Consider the following 15,992-nt stretch of genomic DNA (forward strand, 5'->3'; position numbering starts at 1 on the left):
ACGTCCACATGAGGGCAAGGTGAACCGGCGGTGACGCCGGCGCCTTGCCCTCAATGCTGTCAGCCGGGAGCCCGCCCTGTACACGCCTGCTCGCCTCCAGCCCGCCGGTCTGCTGCCGGGCAGGCTCGCCATCGGCGGCATCGCCGTCGCCGTCGTCCTGTCCGTCTTCCTGCACATCCAGCTCGGCGACCGGGTCGATCCGCTGCTGCGGACGCTGTCCGAGTACGTCTACGCCGGCACCCGGTCGGCAGCGCCGCTGTTCAGCGTCATGTGCCTGGCCCTGGCGCTCGGGTCGGCCGCGTTGCTGGTGGGCATCGTCCGCACCAGGGGCCGCGGCGACACCGCGGCGATCGTGCTGCTCGCACTGTGGTGCACCGGGCTGCTGGCGTGCGCGATCTTCCCCTGCGACCCGCCGGGCCCTGCCCGGACGTTCATCGGTCAGGTCCACAACGTGGCGGCGGTGCTGGCGTTCGTCTCCCTGCCCGCCGCCGCGTGGCTGCTGGCCCACCGCGGCGGGCCGGCCTGCCCGTGGGGCGCCCGGCGCCGCCTGCTGCGCAGGCTCACGGCCGCCAGCGTCGCCGGGCTGGCCGTCGTGCTCGGCAGCTTCGCCTGGATCGTGTTCGCCTCGCCGGAGCCGCCGGAAATCACCCTTGGCCTGTTCGAGCGGCTGCTGTTCACCGTCGACCTCGGCCTGCTGCTGGTGCTGACCCGCCCGCTGCTGCGGACGCGGGTCAGCTGAGCACCGCGGCCAGCGTCGTCGCGGCCCCGACCACCCTCGGACCGACCGTGTCCGCGTCCAGCGGCTCCAGCGACACCACACCCACGCTGGCCCGCAGCCCGGGCAGCCCGCGCACCGGAGCGGCCACGCCCGAGGCACCGGCCTGCAGTTCGCCGGTCGTGCTCACCCAGGACGGGCCGCCGTGGCGCAGCATCATCGCCTTGCCGGCCGCGCCCGCGGTGATCGGGTGCCTGCTGCCGACCCGGTAGGCCACGTGGAAGTTCGTCCAGGACGGCTCCACGACGGCCACCGCCTGCACCTGGTCGCCCTCGGCCACCGAGAGGTGCGCGGTGGCACCGACCGACTCGGCGAGGTCGCGCAGCACCGGGTGCGCGGCCTGCCGCAGCTGCGGCAGGACCTGGCCGGACAACCGCAGCAGCCCGACACCCAGCCGCACCTTGTTGCCGTCCCGCCACACCAGGCCGCGTTCCATCATCGGCACCAGCAGCCGGTACACGGCCGGTCTGCTGGCACCGATGGCGACGGCGAGCTCGGAGATGGTCGCCGCCTCCCCGCCCGCGTCGGCCACCGCCTGCAGCAGCGCCAGGCCGCGTTCGAGGGTCAGCGACCCCTCCCGGCTCACAGCAGGCCCAGTTCCCGCAGGTCGCCGATCGGCTCGTCGAACGTCGCCGAGGCGTAGGACGCGAACAGCGACCGCACGGCCTTCGCCGCGGGCTCGGACAGTTCCCTCGCCTCCCTGGCCAGCGCGGCGCCGTCGGTGGACGCCAGCGCGTCGCGGACGTCCTTGCCGGACAGGCAGCGGGCGGCGGCGACCAGGAGGTTGAGGAAGCCGTGGTGCTCGACCCCGGACTCCGGGTCGGTGTGCCGCACCGCGCGGTGCAGGCTGTTGGTCGCCTTGAACGACGCGCCCTGGACGTTGCTGACCACGGCGAGGAAGTCGGCCACCTCGTCGATGCTCGGGAAGTTCTCGCTGGACAGGCCGCCGCAGCGGATCTTCGGCCAGCTGCCGTGCTCGATCACGTTGCGGACGCCGTCCAGCCAGCCGACCCCGCGCCGCGGCTCCACGACGCGTACGACGTCCTCCGGCACGAACTCCGACACCCGTTCCAGCCAGACCTCGTCCACGTCCGACGGCGCGGGCATCTCGACCATCCGCAGGGCCAGCAGCTCGTTGCGTGATTCGACGATCGAGATGGCCTTCGGCACCCCACCGAGACCGGTGTCGATGATCAGCGAGAGCGGCAGCGGGGTCTTCGGCCGGATCTTGATCAACTCGGTGATCAACTCCGGCAACCGCGATGCCTGACACAGGAAGAGACCGAGCACCCCGGCGTGCTCACCAGCCCTGGTTTCCAGGTGCGACCGCAACGCGTCGGGCATCGATGCGTCGCCGGGAGGGAAGAGGGCCGAGTCGTCCACCAACCGCGCGAACAGGGGAGGAATTCCGCGGGGACCTGGCGGCGTGAGTTCCACAGCGCTTGACACGACTGACACGCTAGTAGCGTACGACATAGGGACAACAACGTCCGCACAACGGACACATATTCAACGTTCGAGAGGGAGCTCCGATGCCGTTCTACCGCCGTGTCGGCGAGATCCCGCGCAAGCGGCACACCCAGTTCCGCTCGCCACAGGGCAGCCTGTACGCCGAGGAGCTGATGGGAGTCGAGGGGTTCTCGGCCGATTCCGCGCTGCTCTACCACCGCCACCTGCCGACCGCGATCGTCGACGCCGTCGCCGTGCCCGACGAGCGTGGCTCGCTGCAGCCCAACCACCCGCTCAAGCCGCGGTCCTTCCGCACGCAGGACCTGAAGTTCACCGGTGACGCCGACGCGGTGACCGACCGGCGCAGGCTGTTCGGCAACGCCGACGTCACCATCGGCTTCTGCGTCGCCGGCGCGCCCAGCCCGCTGTACCGCAACGCCACCGGCGACGAGTTGCTGTACGTCCAGGGCGGCTCGGCGACCGTGGAGACCATCTACGGGGCGCTGGAGGTCGGCGACGGCGACTACGTGGTCATCCCGACGTCGTGCACCTACCGTGTGGTGCCCTCGGGCGAGGTACGGCTGCTGATCCTGGAGGCGCGGGGGCACATCGGCCCGCCGAAGCGCTACCTGTCGGCCAAGGGGCAGTTCCTGGAGCACTCCCCCTACTGCGAACGGGACATTCGCGGCCCTGCCGAGCCGCTACTGGCCGACGGCACCGACGTCGACGTCCTGGTGCGGCACCGCGCCGGCCTGACCCGCTACACCTACGCCAATCACCCGTTCGACGTCGTCGGCTGGGACGGCTGCCTCTACCCGTGGGTGTTCAACATCGACGACTTCGAGCCGATCACCGGCCGGGTGCACCAGCCGCCGCCGGTGCACCAGACGTTCGAGGGCCCCAATTTCGTGGTCTGCTCCTTCTGCCCGCGCAAGGTGGACTACCACCCCGAGGCCATTCCGGTCCCGTACAACCACGCCAACGTGGACTCGGACGAACTCATGTTCTACGTGCGCGGAAATTACGAGGCTCGGAAAGGCTCCGGAATCGGGATCGGCTCGATGTCACTGCACCCGTCCGGATTCACACACGGACCGCAGCCGGGCGCTGCCGAGGCGTCGATCGGCGCGGAATTCTTTGACGAAACAGCCGTCATGGTGGACACTTTCGCACCATTGGATCTCGGCGAGGCGGCGGACGCTTCCGAGGATCCAGGATACGCTTGGACCTGGGCCGGACGGGGTCCTTCCGCTTGACCCTTGTAGTGCCCTTGCATTAGTCTTGCAGCACGAAAAGCCCGGGACGGCCAAGTCAATCGGCCGCCCGGGCGTTTTCGTTACGCGATTTTCCGGTGTTTCTTGTCACCCGATTTTGCGTACTGTTTACCCTTGCGATTAGGGCATGATCTCGACTGTCACCCGGACGAGGGAAATCCCGGGCGATACGCCCAGTGGGGGACACCGGGCGTCGACACCTTTTCTGGAGATCATCTTGAAGAAGTCCCTGGGCAGAATCGCGAGCGCCGTGCTCGCCGGTGCCCTGATCAGCGTCGCCGTCGCTCCGGCGGCCGTGGCGCAGCAGGAGCGGACCCCGCCGACCTCGGCCGCTTCGACGCCGACGGAGACGAGCGCGCCGACCGAGACGTCGGAGCCCACGAAGACCGCGGAGCCGACCAAGACCTCCGAACCGACGAAGACCTCGGAGCCGACCAAGACGTCGGAGCCGACGAAGACGTCCACGTCGTCGCAGGACCCGGAGGACCCCACCGAGCAGCCCTACGTCGACGACGTGGCCTACGTGGGCACGATCGGCGACGTCAGCATGCTGATCATCGCGTGCGCCGCGGGCGAGCCGACCAACGTGTCGTCGCCGAAGTTCGACCTCATCGAGGGCCCCCGCCAGCACGAGGAGGACGGCCGGTACTGGGCGTGGCTGATCCAGCCGCACGAGGGCGTCGACCTGAACGACCCGAACGCCGACATCCCGGTCAACTGGACCTGCGGCGGCAAGCCCGGCGGCGGCAGCTCGCCGCTGAACCCGGGCGGCGACAAGGGCAAGGGCGGCAAGCAGGTCAAGTACAAGCCCAAGAAGGGCGTGGAGACCGGCTACGGGCTGGACTGACCCGATGCGCAACCCGTTCCGGCAGGGTGGCCGCCTCATCGCGGCCGCCCTGCTCGTCTCCCTCACGCTGGCCGGGTGCGGCTCCGACGAGGCCGCCGCACCCGCACCTCCGCCACCGCCGCCTGCCGAGGCCGTGCCGGTGACTAAGCCGTTCGACGGACTGCGGCCGACGCAGGTCCGCATCCCGAAGATCAACGCGGACTCCTCGCTGATCTCGGTGACGGTCAACACCGAGGGCGAGATGGCCGTGCCGTCGGCCAAGCAGCCGATGCAGGCGGCCTGGTACCGGCTGTCCCCGGTGCCCGGCGAGACCGGGCCGGCAATTCTGCTGGGACACGTCGACGGCAACAAGCAGCCGGGCATCTTCTTCAAGCTGCACGAGCTGGCCGAGGGCGACGAGATCCTGGTCAACCGCAGTGACGGCAAGGAACTGAAGTTCACCGTCACGAAGAAGCAGCAGGTCCCCAAGGACCGCTTCCCCTCCGACGAGATCTACGCCGACACGACCGGGCCCGAACTCCGGGTCATCACCTGTGGTGGCGTGTTCGACAAGGAGGAGCACAGTTACAAGGACAACGTGGTCATCTGGGCCAAGCTGGTCTGACGCCGCGCCACCGGGCCGCCACCCCGCGGGGTGGCGGCCCTTCCGCTACCGTAGTCAGCCGACTACGGAGGGGAGGCCGTGTTGTCGGAGAAGGTCGAGCGGCGAGGGATTCCGGGCTGTGGCTGTCTGGGGGCCCTCGGCCTGCTGCTGCTGTTCTTTCCCGGGGTGCTGATAGCGCAGCTGTTCGGTATCGGGGTCAAGTGCTCCATCGACTTCCCGCGCGGTGGTGCCTGTGATCCGTCGACGCAGACGGTGGTCGCCTGGTGGGTGTACTGCGGCTTCGGACTGGGCCTGGCCACGCTGGTGGCCGCGTTCGTGATCGGCTACCGCCGTTCCAGGGGAACGGGTATCGCGCTGGTCTTCACCTCGCTGGTGATCGCGTTCCTGACGCTGGTCATCGTCGCGGCGATCGTTTCCGAGGAGCCGTCCGCGGAGGACCAGGCGTGGTCGCGGGCCCGGCAAGAGGAGGCCGAGATCGCCGAAGAGCTCGCCGAGGCGCGCACCCGTCCTCCGCTGGAGGATGTCCTGTCCAGGATGACTGCCGCACGAGAGGCCGTGGCGCGGTCGCTGCACGCCGCCGTGCCCGATGTAGCCTGGCCTCCCTTGTACGAGGAACCACCCCGACCATGTTTCCGCGACCCCGCGGTACCCGGGCGGGTACTGGTCAACCTGCGCCCCGGCGAAATCCACCATACCCAGCTCATCACGCCCGGCAGCCGCGCGTTCACCGAGCCGGAGATGCGTGCCATCGAACGCTCCTACCGCGAGGCGCTGGCTCCCGCCGGGTTCGCACCCCGGCCCGCCCCCGCCAGGACCAACGACCACCCGACAATCCATTACGTAGCCGAACTTCGGGACCACCATGGTGGCTGGCTCGAACTGCGGTGGAACCACAGTCGGCTCACCATCAGCTTCAGTACCGCTTGCCACCTTCCGCAGGCACAACTCACCCCCTGAACGGGGCCCTTCCGCGCAGCAGCTATTCAGGTTAGGCTCACCTAAGTTGGAGGTGAGCCTTGGTCGAGACATCCACCCGCCGTCCCCCGGCCCCGCACCCGGCCGAACGAGCGCGGACAATCGCTACCCGCACCGGCCCGGCCACGCTGCTGCCCTCCGCGGCCAGCGGCGAACGGGGCGGTCCGCGAGTCAGTCCGGTGCTCTACCACGTGCACGCCAGCGGCAGCGTCAGCCTGCTGCTGCCTGATGACGATCACCTGGTCGAGGTGGCCTCGCGGTCGTCGAGCCAGGAGCTGGGCGTGATGCTGGAGCTGGTCGACCGGGCGCCGGTCGAGCTGCGTGAACCGGTCCGCGGACTGCTCTGGATCACCGGCTGGCTGCGCCCGCTCGACGCGCGAGCGGCCCGTTCGCGTGCGGTGGCCATCGCCGACGGACGGCCCGATCACCGGCTGCTCGACATCGGCCACGGCCTGACCATGCTCCGCCTGACGCCGGCCTCGCTCGTGCTCGCCGACGCCGAGGGGACGCACTCGCTGCGGCCACACATGTTCAGTGCCGCCGCGCCGGACCCGTTCACCGGCTACGAGTCGGAGTGGCTGCGGCACCTGGAGTCCGACCACGCCGACGTGGTGCTCCAGCTGACCCGGCACCTGCCGCCGGACCTGCGTGGCGGCCGCGTCCGCCCGCTCGGGCTGGACCGGCTCGGCCTGCGGCTGCGGGTCGAGGGCGAGCGGGGCGACCACGACGTGCGGCTCGGTTTCTCCCAGCCGGTCGACGACCCGGCGCAACTCGCCGCCGAGCTACGCCGGCTGGTCGGCTGCCCGTTCCTGCGGGGTCGCTGACTCCCAGTACCTTGGCGGAGGTGAACTCCAAGGCCCGCGCGTGGCTGGCTCCGGACCGGCCGGACAGCCCGGAACCGATCACCGACCCGGCACGGCGGCGCACGCTCGTCATCGAGCTGTACATCGTCTTCGGCATCACACTCGGCCTGTCCGGGATGCGCAGCCTGCTGTCCCTTGTGGACTCGCTGCTCCGGCCGGAACCGCTGGCCAAGCAGCAGGTGGCCCTCAACGTCCCGCAGGCCGCCGTCGAGCTGATCGACCTGCTCAAGCAGCTGCTCAGCGCCATCCAGCTGGTCGGCTGGGGCGCGCTGGGCGCGTACCTGCTCTACCGCGGCGGCATGAAGCTCGCCGAGGTGGGGCTGCGTCGCCGGCTGGACCGCGCCGACATCGGCGGCGGCGTCCTGCTCACCGCTGTCATCGGGATTCCCGGGCTGGCGCTGTACTTCATCGGCTGGAAGCTGGGCTTCAACCTGGCCGTTCAGCCGTCTACTTTGGATTCGACCTGGTGGCGGCCGATCACGCTGACGCTGTCCGCGTTCGGCAACGCGTTCGCCGAGGAAGTGCTGGTCGTCGGCTACCTGCTGACGCGGCTGCGGCAGCTCGGCTGGCGGGAGAACAGCTCGCTGTTGGCCGCCGCCGTGCTGCGTGGCAGCTACCACCTGTACCAGGGCATCGGCGGCTTCGTCGGCAACCTGGTGATGGGGCTGGTGTTCGGCAGGGTGTGGCAGCGGACCAACCGCCTGTGGCCGCTGGTCGTCGCGCACACCCTGCTCGACGTGTTCGCCTTCGTCGGCTACTCGCTGCTGCGCGGCAACGTCTCCTGGTTGCCCTAGAGATCCAGCGCGGCGGAGCCGAACGCCACGTTGAACCGGTCGCACCAGATGACCACGCTGCGCAGCCCGGCCAGGTCGGCGTCGGGCGGGATCGGGTAGTTCTGGTTGCCGTCGGTCGCCTTGATCTTGCCCAGCTTGACGACCTTGCCGTCGTCGTACTTGCCCCACTCCCCACCGGCCGTGGCCTGGCTGAGCCAGACGTGCACGTCCGGTCCGTCCGAAGTGGAGAACCCTTCCAGGCGCAGCACCCGCTCGCCGCCGGGCAGCTCCAGCACCCGCGCCGTTCCACCGGTCTCGTGTTCCTGGCTGACGAACCGGCCCTCGGCGAGCGCCTTGGGCTGAGCCGGCGGCGGGGTGCCGACCTGGGCGACCACCGGGGCCGCCGGCAGCGCCTCGTCCACCGTGCTGCGGGTGAACAGCTTCCACGGCTGGAACGCCCACAGGGCCACCACCAGCGCGACCGTCGCCAGTGCCGCCAGCACCCAGGTGACCCTGCTACGCAGTATCCGACGCACGAAATGCTCCCTCACGTGTTTCCGAATGACTCCACTCTGACCGATTCGGGCAACGATGAGAGCCCTCGGCGCACTTACCGAACCCTTACGATCGGGGCGTGACCGTCGAGCCAGCAGTTTCCGAAACAACCACCTCCCCGCGTGTCGAGAGCGAGGTCGGCCGGCTGCGCACGGTGCTGCTGCACCGTCCGGGCAACGAGCTCAAGCGGCTGACCCCACGCAACAACGACCAGCTGCTGTTCGACTCGATCCCCTGGGTCGACCGGGCGCAGGAGGAGCACGACGCGTTCGCCGAGGTTCTGCGCGGACGCGGCGTCGAGGTCCTGCTGCTCGCCGACGCGCTGCGGACCGCGCTGACCGACCGGCGTGCCCACACCGCCGGTGTGCACGCGGCCGTCGACGACCGCAGGCTGGGCGCCGACCTCGCCGACGTCCTGCGCTCCCACCTGTCCGGCATCGACGCCGCCGGCCTGGCCGAGGTGCTGATGTCCGGGCTGACGTTCGAGGAACTGCCCGGCTCCGAGGGCGGCTCGCTGGTACGCAAGATGAACCACCCGCACGACTTCGCCGTGGACCCGCTGCCGAACCTGCTGTTCACCAGGGATTCCTCGGCCTGGATCGCGGACAGGGTGGCCATCTCGTCGCTGGCCATGCCCGCGCGGCGCAGGGAGACCGCGCTGCTCGACCTCGTCTACGCCTACCACCCGCGGTTCCGCCAGGCAGCGCGTGCCTACGGCGCGCACTCGGCACCCATCGAGGGTGGCGACGTCATGTTGCTGGCCCCCGGCGTGCTGGCCATCGGCGTAGGCGAGCGCACGACCGCGGCGGGCGCCGAGTCGCTGGCACGTTCGGTGTTCGCCGACGACATCGCGCACACCGTGCTCGCGGTCCCGATCGAGCAGGAACGGGCCACGATGCACCTGGACACCGTCTGCACGATGGTCGACTCCGACGCGGTGGTGATGTACCCGCTGGCCAGGGACTCGCTGGTGGCCTACACGCTGCGGACGGACGACAACGGTTCGGTGCGGGTGGACGGCCCGGCGCCGTTCCTCACCGCCGCGGCGGCGGCCATGGGCATCGACCGGTTGCGGGTGATCGACACCGGCCTCGACCCGGTGACCGCGGAGCGTGAGCAGTGGGACGACGGCAACAACACCCTGGCACTCGCGCCCGGGGTCGTCGTGGGCTACGAGCGCAACGTGGAGACCAACGCCAGGCTGATCGAGGAGGGTATCGAGGTGCTCGCCATCGCCGGTTCCGAACTCGGTTCCGGACGGGGCGGCCCACGGTGCATGTCTTGTCCGATTCTGCGTGAACCGGTATAGCGAGGCTTACCTATATCCAATAAGGAAAGGCTAATCGAAATTAGCTTCACCTTTCTTTGGATATCCTACGCAAATAGGGCAGGAATCACCATCCCCAATTGGAGAATCCGCCGGACGTCACGTATCTTTTGATACATGAGCCTCACGAAAAAGAACCCGCGTTCGAAGTTCTACGAGCTGCTGCAGCAGCAGGTGCACAACGAGTTCAACGCCTCGCAGCAATACATCGCGCTGGCGGTCTGGTTCGACGCCGAGGACCTGCCGCAGCTGGCGAAGCACTTCTACCGCCAGGCGAACGAGGAGCGCAACCACGCGCTCGCGCTCGTCCAGTACATGTTGGACACCGACCACCACGTGGAGATCCCCGGCACCGGCGATGTCCGCAACGACTTCTCCGACGTGCGTGACCTCATCGCGCTCGCGCTGGAGCAGGAAAAGGAAGTCGCCGCCGACATCAAGGCGCTGGCGAAGGCCGCTCACGCCGAGGACGACTACATGGGCAAGCAGTTCATGCAGTGGTTCATCAAGGAGCAGGTCGAGGAGATCTCGCAGATGTCCACCCTGCTGACCATCGTCGAGCGGGCCAACGGAAACCTGTTCGAGGTGGAGACGTTCCTCGCCCGCGAGACCGTCGGCGACGGCGGAGCTGACCCGATGATGCCCCCGGTGGCCGGCGGCGCCATCTGACGAGGCGTCTGCCGCGCCGCGGGTAGTGGCGGACAGTGAAAACCCGGGCTCTCCCCCTGTGGAGAAGCCCGGGTTTCCGTTTGTGGGCGGTCAGCCGTAGCAGTCCTGGTCGTTGCGCTCCAGGTTCAGGTCGGCCACGGTGCCGTCGGTGTTGAGATCCATCACGAAGCTCGCCCCGTTACCGGCGGGCGCCACCAGGTGCAGGTCGGTGCCCCGTCCGGTGCTGGTCCCCGGGTACGCGGCGTACACCTCCTCACGGGTGGATCCGGTGCCGATGCCCTTCGGCGTCCGGACCGAGCCGGCCGGGTCGATGAAGACGGTGCCCAGGTTCGGCGACACGATCACGCTCGCCACGCTGGGTGTACCCGAGGTGGCCTTGTAGGTCACGCAGCCCTCGCCGCCGGCACCTTCGAGGACGACCCCCGACGCCGCGGCCTCCTCCGGGGACATCCCCAGCCGCAGCCGGCCGTAACCGACCGGTTCCAGCTCCGGTCCGTAGACCGGGGCCTTACCGCTTCGCGGCGGCGGGGTTGCCTTCTTGCTGGGCACCTCCTCCGGCGGGGAGGACGGATGCGGAGGCGCGGCTGGCGAGCTTTCCGGAGCCGACTGCGTCGGGCCCGGCGGCACGACCGGAGCGGGCGGCAGCTGCGAGGAGAACTGCGTCGGCGCGGGTGGCTCGGCCAGCGGCACCTCGGGCCGGTGCCGTTCCCCCGTCAGCAGCACGCCACCGGCCACCAGCACGGCGACGGCCATGACCCCGCCGCCGGAGGTGAGCACGGCCCGGCGCCGGCGGACCCTGCGGGCACCGCTGACGATGGTGCCGCCGGCGTCGGCGCGGGGACGCAGGTCGAGCCGGTCGTCGGCGAACAGCCTGCGCAGCTCGGCATCCAGCTGGTCATCGATACTCATCCCGCGTCCCTCCCTCCGTCGTCCGCACTGTCCATCGACACGGTCATCTTCGTTCGCAGTGAGGCCAGCGCCTTACTGGCCTGGCTCTTCACGGTGCCCTGGCTGACGCCAAGAGACTCGGCGATCTCCACCTCGGACAATCCTTCGTAGTAACGCAGCACGACCACGGCACGTTGTCTCGGCGGCAGCGCCCGTAACGCCTGCCACAGAGGTTCGTGCTCGAACGGATCGGTCGGGCTCACCGGCTGGGACTCGGGGATCTCGGCGACCAGGTTCTCGCGTTTGGTGCGCCGCCAGCGGCTGATGTGGGCGTTGGCCATCGACCGGCGGATGTAGGCCATCGGGTCTCCGGTCTTGCGCTGGACGTGTGCCCAGCGTGAACCGATCTTCTCCAGGACGGTCTGCACGAGGTCGGACGCGTCGTGGGGATTGCCGGTCAGGGCGTGGCCGTACCGCAGCAGGCCGGGCAGGTTTGCCTCGACGAACTCCCCGAAGTCCGTGAGGTCGCCCGACAATGCCGTGCCCCCTTCGTGGCGAGCAGAACCAGCCCAGCTGTCTCCCGAGGACAGGACGGCCGGGGCCATTGCGGTCACCGTATCGCCTCCCGTCTCACCGGAAGCACCTGGCTGTGCTTCACCACCACGGAAGAAACGCATCGCCCGCCCCCAGGGTTGTCCCGCTCACCTCACCAGTTCGAGGGACGTGTGGCGGGGAGCACCGTTGCGCCCGTTACGGCTTCGCTACCTGCGGCGGCAACCGGAAAGAACCGTCCGGCTCCGGTGGGAAGTCGTGCACCGCGACGACCGCCTCCGGCCGGATCGGGCCGTAGACGTGCGGGAACCAGATGTCCGCCGGATGGGGCGGGTCGCCGGGCTCCCAGCGGACCGGGACGTCCAGCAGCCGGGGGTCGATCTCCAGCAGCACCAGGTCGGTGCGGCCGCGGTAGAGCGCGGTCGCCGGAAGGTGCGCGGTGCCCGGGTCGGAGCAGTGGATGAAGCCGGCCTCGTCCAGCGACGGCGCCGTGTAGACCTCGCCGGTCCACTCGGCGGCGGCGCAGATGTGCAGGATCACCGCAGGGTCAGCTGGCGGCCGATCAGCCCGTCCCGGGCGCGGCGCTCGGCGGTGTTGAGCGGCTCGTCGTCCAGCGAGTCCAGTGCCTTGTTCAGCCGGGCACCCAGCTGCTCGGCCGGCTCGGCCCACTCCCTGGCGTGTGCCTCGCGGTCGAGGTCCCACACCGGCACCAGCAGGCCGTGCGCGCGGAACGACCCGGCGTAGCGGGAGCCCTCGCCGAGGCCCAGTTCACCCGCAGCGGACAGCCGGGCCAGCGCCTGCAGGACCCACGTCTCCGGCTCCGGCCGCACCCAGCGCAGGTGGGCGCGCTCGCCTGCGTCGACCCAGTAGGCGCCGGTGCCGAGGCGCTCGGTCGGCATGATGGCGGCGTTGGCCCGCTCCAGCGACAGTGCCACCTCGCCTTCCGGCTCGGTGTCCTCCGGCAGCCACCAGGAGAAGTCCTTGTGCAGGGTGGTCTCCAGCTCGGCCTTGGGGTCGAGCAGGTCCTGCAGCCGCTCGCCCTCGGCCGGCGGGGTGATCGTGTCGGCCACCGACAGCACGTCGCCGGGCTCGGCGTTCAGCGCCCACTTCAGCGCGCGGCCGAGGTCCCGGCTGATGTCCGACGAGCGGGTCTGCACCTGCATGCCGAGGAACGCCTGGCCGTCGGCCCTGACGAAGGCGGCCGCGGCCATCGGCAGCACGGTGCCGAGCGTGACCTTGCGGTCCGACTCGGTAGCCAGCGTCAGCGGCGCGGTCGCCGAGGGGACGAACTCGCGCAGCGCGATCAGCTCCGGCTCACCGGCCAGCCCCTCGAACGGCTGCCCGACGAAGACGTCCCGCACCTTCTTCGGTGCGCCTGCGTCCTTCTTGCGGCCCTTCTTGCGCGCGGCCTTGCCCACTGCTGCCTCCCTCGGCTCGATCGGGCCGACCGTACCGAACGGCGGCGTGCTCACCGACGCCGGTGCCGCAGCTCCGCGAGCCAGCCTGCCACCTGGGACCGGTCATGTAGGTACTCGCCGCCTGGGCCGTGCTGTAGATCGATGCCGTACAGGCAACCCAGCGCCCACCAGCTCAGTTCGTCCCACCGCAGGTGGTCCGCGGTGTACCAACGAGCGGCCCACCGATCAGCCGCCTCGCGGCTCATGCTGCCGTCGACGACCGCCGCCAGCTTCGCCTCGATGGCATCGAGGTCGGGTTGCGGCTCATCCATGGCCGACGACGGTACCGCTCCGGGCTGGTGTGGTGGCTCGGATGCCGCGCAGGGGCCCTCACGGCATCTCCCACCAGGCCCCGGCAAAGTCGGGTGGTCCGGAGCGCGTCATTCGCGTTCCGGAAGACGAGACTCGCGTTCCTCGGCCCGAGACTCGCGGCGAATGGCCCGGTGGCACAGGTGGGTTCACGAGCTGGGACGCCGGGTCCGGATGGTGAGTGTCGTGCCCGGGAACGCGAATGACGTGCTCAGGAACGCGAAACTCGTGCTCCGGCCCGGCGCGGTCGCGCGCGAACGGCCCGTTCGGCCAGCCGGTGAGGGGCTGGTCTCACTATCTGGAATCGGGGTGCCGGAGGGTGGGACCAGGCGAGCGGGAACGTGCAACTCGCGGGTCCGGAACGGACGACTCGCGGGTCGGGAACGGAGGACTCGCGCGAACGGCCCGTTCACGCGGGCGACCGGCACCACGTGAGAACCGGCGTCCACATGGTGAGTTCTGCGCTCACGCACGCGAGTTCTACGTTCCGGTACACGAGTTCCACGCTCGAGACCAGCCACCTCGCCTGACCGCCACCGGACTTTGCCGGGACCCTGACGTCTGACGTGGTGAAGGTGGCCTTCACGTGCACCGGCTCATTTAGTCTCGGCGGGTGTTCGACCCGAGCGACCCGGACTTCCTCGCCGACCCGTACCCGGCCTTCGCGGCGCTGCGCGAGCGCGGCGAGGTCCACTTCCACGACGGCCTGGGGCTGGCCGTCGCCGTGTCGCACGCGGCGGCGTCGGCCGTGCTGCGGCATCGCGGGCTCGGCCGGATCTGGTCCGACGCGACGCCCGCCGAGCAGTTCGTGTCGTTCAACCTGCTGCACCGCAACTCGCTGCTGGAGAACGAGCCGCCGGTGCACACGCGGCTGCGCAGGCTGGTGTCGGCGGCGTTCACCCGCGGCCACGTCGAGCGCCTGCGGCCGAGGATCACCGAACTGGCCGACGGCATGGCCCGCCGGATCGCCGACGAGGGCGGCGGCGACCTGCTGGAGCTGCTGGCCCAGCCGCTGCCGGTCGCGGTGATCGCCGAACTGCTCGGCGTGCCGGAGACCGACCGGTCGCTGCTGGTGCCGTGGTCGAACGCGATCGTGAAGATGTACGAGTACGGCCTGCCCGACGATCAGCGCCGGGCGGCCGAGACCGCGGCCGGGGAGTTCTCCGGCTTCCTCGCCGACCTCGCCGCGGCACGGACCCGGCGGCCCGGCGACGACCTGCTCAGCCACCTGGTGGCCACCGACCTGACCGTGGACGAGGTCGTCGCCACGGCGGTCCTGCTGCTGATGGCCGGGCACGAGGCGACGGTCAACGTCCTCGGCAACGGCGTGCGGGCACTGCTGGACCGGCCCGAGCAGTGGGCGCTGGTCCCGGCCGCGCTGGACACGGCCGTCGAGGAAATCATCCGGTTCGACGCGCCGCTGCAGCTGTTCGAGCGGACGGCGACGACCGAGGTGGAGATCGCCGGGTACCGGGTCGCACCCGGCGAGAAGATCGCGGCCCTGCTGGGAGCGGCAGCGCGGGACCCGCTGGTGTTCGCCGACCCGGACCGGCTGGACGTCCGGCGCTCACCCAACCCGCACCTCGGCTTCGGCGCCGGGATCCACTTCTGCCTCGGCGCGCCGCTGGCGCGTGTCGAGATCGCGGCCGCGCTGTCCGCGTTGTCGAACCGGCTGCCCGGGCTTCACCTCGCCGAGGATCCCCCGCGGCGGCCGGAGTTCGTCATCCGCGGCTACCAGCGGCTTCCGGTGGCCGGCTAACGAGGAGCGGTCGCCGGCCGGGCCGGGCGCAGGGCCGGGGCGGGGGCGTCGGCGACCTTCAGGACCCGCATCCCTGCCAGCCGTGCCGGGTTCGCCGGCTCCAGCAGGTCGGTGACGCGGCGGACGACCAGGACGGTCAGCAGGGCCAGCGCCGCCGCGGCCAGGTCGTTGACGGCGGTGAGCACGACGCTGTCGGCCTGGGCCTGCACGCCGGAACGCAACCGCCAGACCACCGAAACCACCAGCAGCACGCCGTTGGCCACCCAGGCAGCCCACCAGCAGCGCACCAGCCGCGACGGCTTCGGCCGCTCGTCGCGGTCGCGGTGCAGCACGGCGTGTTCCAGCTCGGACACCACCGAACCGGCCAGCACCAGGTTGGGACCGGGCAGCAGCACGGCCACGACGGCCTGCCACGCCGAACGCGGCTGCGCCTGACCGGACTCGTCGGCCGCGGCGGCCCTGGCCACGAGCAACCACCACAGCGTCGCCGTCGCCGCGACCACGGCGAGCACCAGGGTCAGCACACCGCCGGTGACCACCAGCGCGTCGGACGCGTCGACGACGCCTACCTCCAGCGCGGACGAGCGGCTCCGCAGCAGCAGGATGTAGCGCCACAGCTCACCGCCGGCGGCGATCAGGGCGAGACCGAACACCATCCACAGCAGCACCTGGCTCGCGTGTGCGAGCGGCCGCAGCCGCTGCAACGGCGCAGGCCTGCTGGACGGCGTTCCGGGCACGGTGGTCGGCAGCCGCCAGATCAGGTTCGGGAATCCCCAGCGCGGCGGCACCGGGTAGGCGGGCGGGCCGGTGTAGCGCTCCGGAGCCCGCCGTACCCGCCGGGGTCCTACGCCCGGTGGCGGCGTCGCGACCCAGCGCACGCGGGGTCGCCACTGCTGCGGCTGGGCGGGACGCATGA

The 15,992-nt window shown here is 70.4% G+C and carries 19 protein-coding genes; 10 read left to right on the plus strand and 9 right to left on the minus strand.

The genetic code is table 11. From position 1 onward, the window contains the following. Positions 1–139: 139 nt before the first annotated feature. Positions 140–739 carry a DUF998 domain-containing protein gene (locus tag EWH70_RS21200; RefSeq protein ID WP_338078600.1) on the plus strand — a complete coding sequence of 200 codons (600 nt, stop codon included), beginning with the start codon at positions 140–142 and terminating at the stop codon, positions 737–739. Here EWH70_RS21200 and EWH70_RS21205 read toward each other — a convergent pair. After that, entirely contained in the window at positions 732–1,361 is a 630-nt protein-coding gene (locus EWH70_RS21205; RefSeq protein WP_130477196.1) for an IclR family transcriptional regulator, read from the minus strand. The two genes, EWH70_RS21200 and EWH70_RS21205, sit on opposite strands and share 8 nt — an antisense overlap. Then, a complete protein-coding gene (locus EWH70_RS21210; protein WP_276320572.1) occupies positions 1,358–2,212 on the minus strand; it encodes a hypothetical protein in 855 nt (284 codons plus the stop codon). Before EWH70_RS21210 ends, EWH70_RS21205 begins: the two co-directional genes overlap by 4 nt. A 95-nt stretch (positions 2,213–2,307) precedes the next feature. Here EWH70_RS21210 and EWH70_RS21215 point away from each other — a divergent pair, with 95 nt between their 5' ends. The 6 genes from EWH70_RS21215 to EWH70_RS21245 all read left to right on the plus strand — a co-directional run bounded on the left by EWH70_RS21215 (position 2,308) and on the right by EWH70_RS21245 (position 7,581). Further along, positions 2,308–3,480, plus strand: a complete 1,173-nt coding sequence (locus EWH70_RS21215; RefSeq protein WP_130477198.1) for a homogentisate 1,2-dioxygenase — start codon at positions 2,308–2,310, stop codon at positions 3,478–3,480. A gap of 235 nt (positions 3,481–3,715) precedes the next feature. Then, the gene (locus EWH70_RS35540; RefSeq protein WP_165436354.1) at positions 3,716–4,345 is read left to right on the plus strand and encodes a hypothetical protein; all 630 of its coding nucleotides are present in this window, start codon (positions 3,716–3,718) and stop codon (positions 4,343–4,345) included. 4 nt (positions 4,346–4,349) lie between these two features. Further along, on the plus strand, positions 4,350–4,949 hold the full coding sequence (locus EWH70_RS21230; RefSeq protein WP_130477201.1) for a class F sortase: 600 nt from the start codon (positions 4,350–4,352) through the stop codon (positions 4,947–4,949). A 78-nt stretch (positions 4,950–5,027) separates the two neighbouring features. Continuing rightward, the gene (locus EWH70_RS21235; RefSeq protein WP_130477202.1) at positions 5,028–5,906 is read left to right on the plus strand and encodes a hypothetical protein; all 879 of its coding nucleotides are present in this window, start codon (positions 5,028–5,030) and stop codon (positions 5,904–5,906) included. 59 nt (positions 5,907–5,965) lie between these two features. After that, on the plus strand, positions 5,966–6,748 hold the full coding sequence (locus EWH70_RS21240) for a DUF2470 domain-containing protein (protein ID WP_130477203.1): 783 nt from the start codon (positions 5,966–5,968) through the stop codon (positions 6,746–6,748). A 20-nt stretch (positions 6,749–6,768) separates the two neighbouring features. Then, positions 6,769–7,581 (plus strand): CPBP family intramembrane glutamic endopeptidase, encoded by an 813-nt coding sequence (locus tag EWH70_RS21245; RefSeq protein WP_165436355.1) that lies wholly within the window; start codon positions 6,769–6,771, stop codon positions 7,579–7,581. On the opposite strand, the gene EWH70_RS21250 is transcribed toward EWH70_RS21245, so the two are convergent. Beyond that, positions 7,578–8,096, minus strand: coding sequence for a DM13 domain-containing protein (locus EWH70_RS21250; protein ID WP_240687121.1), 519 nt, complete (start codon positions 8,094–8,096; stop codon positions 7,578–7,580). The genes EWH70_RS21245 and EWH70_RS21250 overlap by 4 nt on opposite strands. A 98-nt stretch (positions 8,097–8,194) precedes the next feature. On the opposite strand from EWH70_RS21250, the gene EWH70_RS21255 reads away from it, so the two are divergent. Then, on the plus strand, positions 8,195–9,424 hold the full coding sequence (locus EWH70_RS21255; protein ID WP_130477204.1) for an arginine deiminase: 1,230 nt from the start codon (positions 8,195–8,197) through the stop codon (positions 9,422–9,424). 135 nt (positions 9,425–9,559) lie between these two features. Further along, the gene (locus tag EWH70_RS21260) at positions 9,560–10,111 is read left to right on the plus strand and encodes a ferritin (RefSeq protein ID WP_130477205.1); all 552 of its coding nucleotides are present in this window, start codon (positions 9,560–9,562) and stop codon (positions 10,109–10,111) included. A 90-nt stretch (positions 10,112–10,201) separates the two neighbouring features. Here EWH70_RS21260 and EWH70_RS21265 read toward each other — a convergent pair whose 3' ends face one another. The 5 genes from EWH70_RS21265 to EWH70_RS21285 all read right to left on the minus strand — a co-directional run bounded on the left by EWH70_RS21265 (position 10,202) and on the right by EWH70_RS21285 (position 13,280). Continuing rightward, positions 10,202–11,020, minus strand: a complete 819-nt coding sequence (locus EWH70_RS21265) for a hypothetical protein (protein ID WP_130477206.1) — start codon at positions 11,018–11,020, stop codon at positions 10,202–10,204. Further along, the gene (locus EWH70_RS21270; RefSeq protein ID WP_240687133.1) at positions 11,017–11,535 is read right to left on the minus strand and encodes a SigE family RNA polymerase sigma factor; all 519 of its coding nucleotides are present in this window, start codon (positions 11,533–11,535) and stop codon (positions 11,017–11,019) included. The genes EWH70_RS21265 and EWH70_RS21270 overlap by 4 nt, the downstream gene beginning before the upstream one ends. 214 nt (positions 11,536–11,749) lie before the next feature. Continuing rightward, entirely contained in the window at positions 11,750–12,091 is a 342-nt protein-coding gene (locus EWH70_RS21275; protein ID WP_130477208.1) for a DUF952 domain-containing protein, read from the minus strand. Next, positions 12,088–12,969, minus strand: coding sequence for a DUF5926 family protein (locus EWH70_RS21280; protein ID WP_130477209.1), 882 nt, complete (start codon positions 12,967–12,969; stop codon positions 12,088–12,090). The genes EWH70_RS21275 and EWH70_RS21280 overlap by 4 nt, the downstream gene beginning before the upstream one ends. Before the next feature lie 50 nt (positions 12,970–13,019). Next, positions 13,020–13,280: a hypothetical protein gene (locus tag EWH70_RS21285; RefSeq protein ID WP_130477210.1), complete on the minus strand. Its 261-nt coding sequence runs from the start codon at positions 13,278–13,280 to the stop codon at positions 13,020–13,022. Between the two features lie 650 nt (positions 13,281–13,930). Here EWH70_RS21285 and EWH70_RS21290 point away from each other — a divergent pair. Beyond that, entirely contained in the window at positions 13,931–15,076 is a 1,146-nt protein-coding gene (locus tag EWH70_RS21290; RefSeq protein WP_130477211.1) for a cytochrome P450, read from the plus strand. Here EWH70_RS21290 and EWH70_RS21295 read toward each other — a convergent pair. After that, positions 15,073–15,990: a DUF4328 domain-containing protein gene (locus EWH70_RS21295; RefSeq protein WP_130477212.1), complete on the minus strand. Its 918-nt coding sequence runs from the start codon at positions 15,988–15,990 to the stop codon at positions 15,073–15,075. The two genes, EWH70_RS21290 and EWH70_RS21295, sit on opposite strands and share 4 nt — an antisense overlap. Positions 15,991–15,992: the final 2 nt, after the last annotated feature.

This window comes from Amycolatopsis suaedae, from assembly GCF_004214935.1.
Classification (GTDB): Bacteria; Actinomycetota; Actinomycetes; order Mycobacteriales; family Pseudonocardiaceae; genus Amycolatopsis; species Amycolatopsis suaedae.

Bases quoted from the DNA above. Each gene is read 5' to 3' on its own strand.
- EWH70_RS21215 (WP_130477198.1), top strand. From the start codon at position 2,308: ATGCCGTTCTACCGCCGTGTCGGCGAGATCCCGCGCAAGCGGCACACC.
- EWH70_RS21230 (WP_130477201.1), top strand. From the start codon at position 4,350: ATGCGCAACCCGTTCCGGCAGGGTGGCCGCCTCATCGCGGCCGCCCTG.
- EWH70_RS21260 (WP_130477205.1), top strand. From the start codon at position 9,560: ATGAGCCTCACGAAAAAGAACCCGCGTTCGAAGTTCTACGAGCTGCTG.
- EWH70_RS21265 (WP_130477206.1), bottom strand. From the start codon at position 11,020: ATGAGTATCGATGACCAGCTGGATGCCGAGCTGCGCAGGCTGTTCGCC.
- EWH70_RS21285 (WP_130477210.1), bottom strand. From the start codon at position 13,280: ATGGATGAGCCGCAACCCGACCTCGATGCCATCGAGGCGAAGCTGGCG.
- EWH70_RS21295 (WP_130477212.1), bottom strand. From the start codon at position 15,990: ATGCGTCCCGCCCAGCCGCAGCAGTGGCGACCCCGCGTGCGCTGGGTC.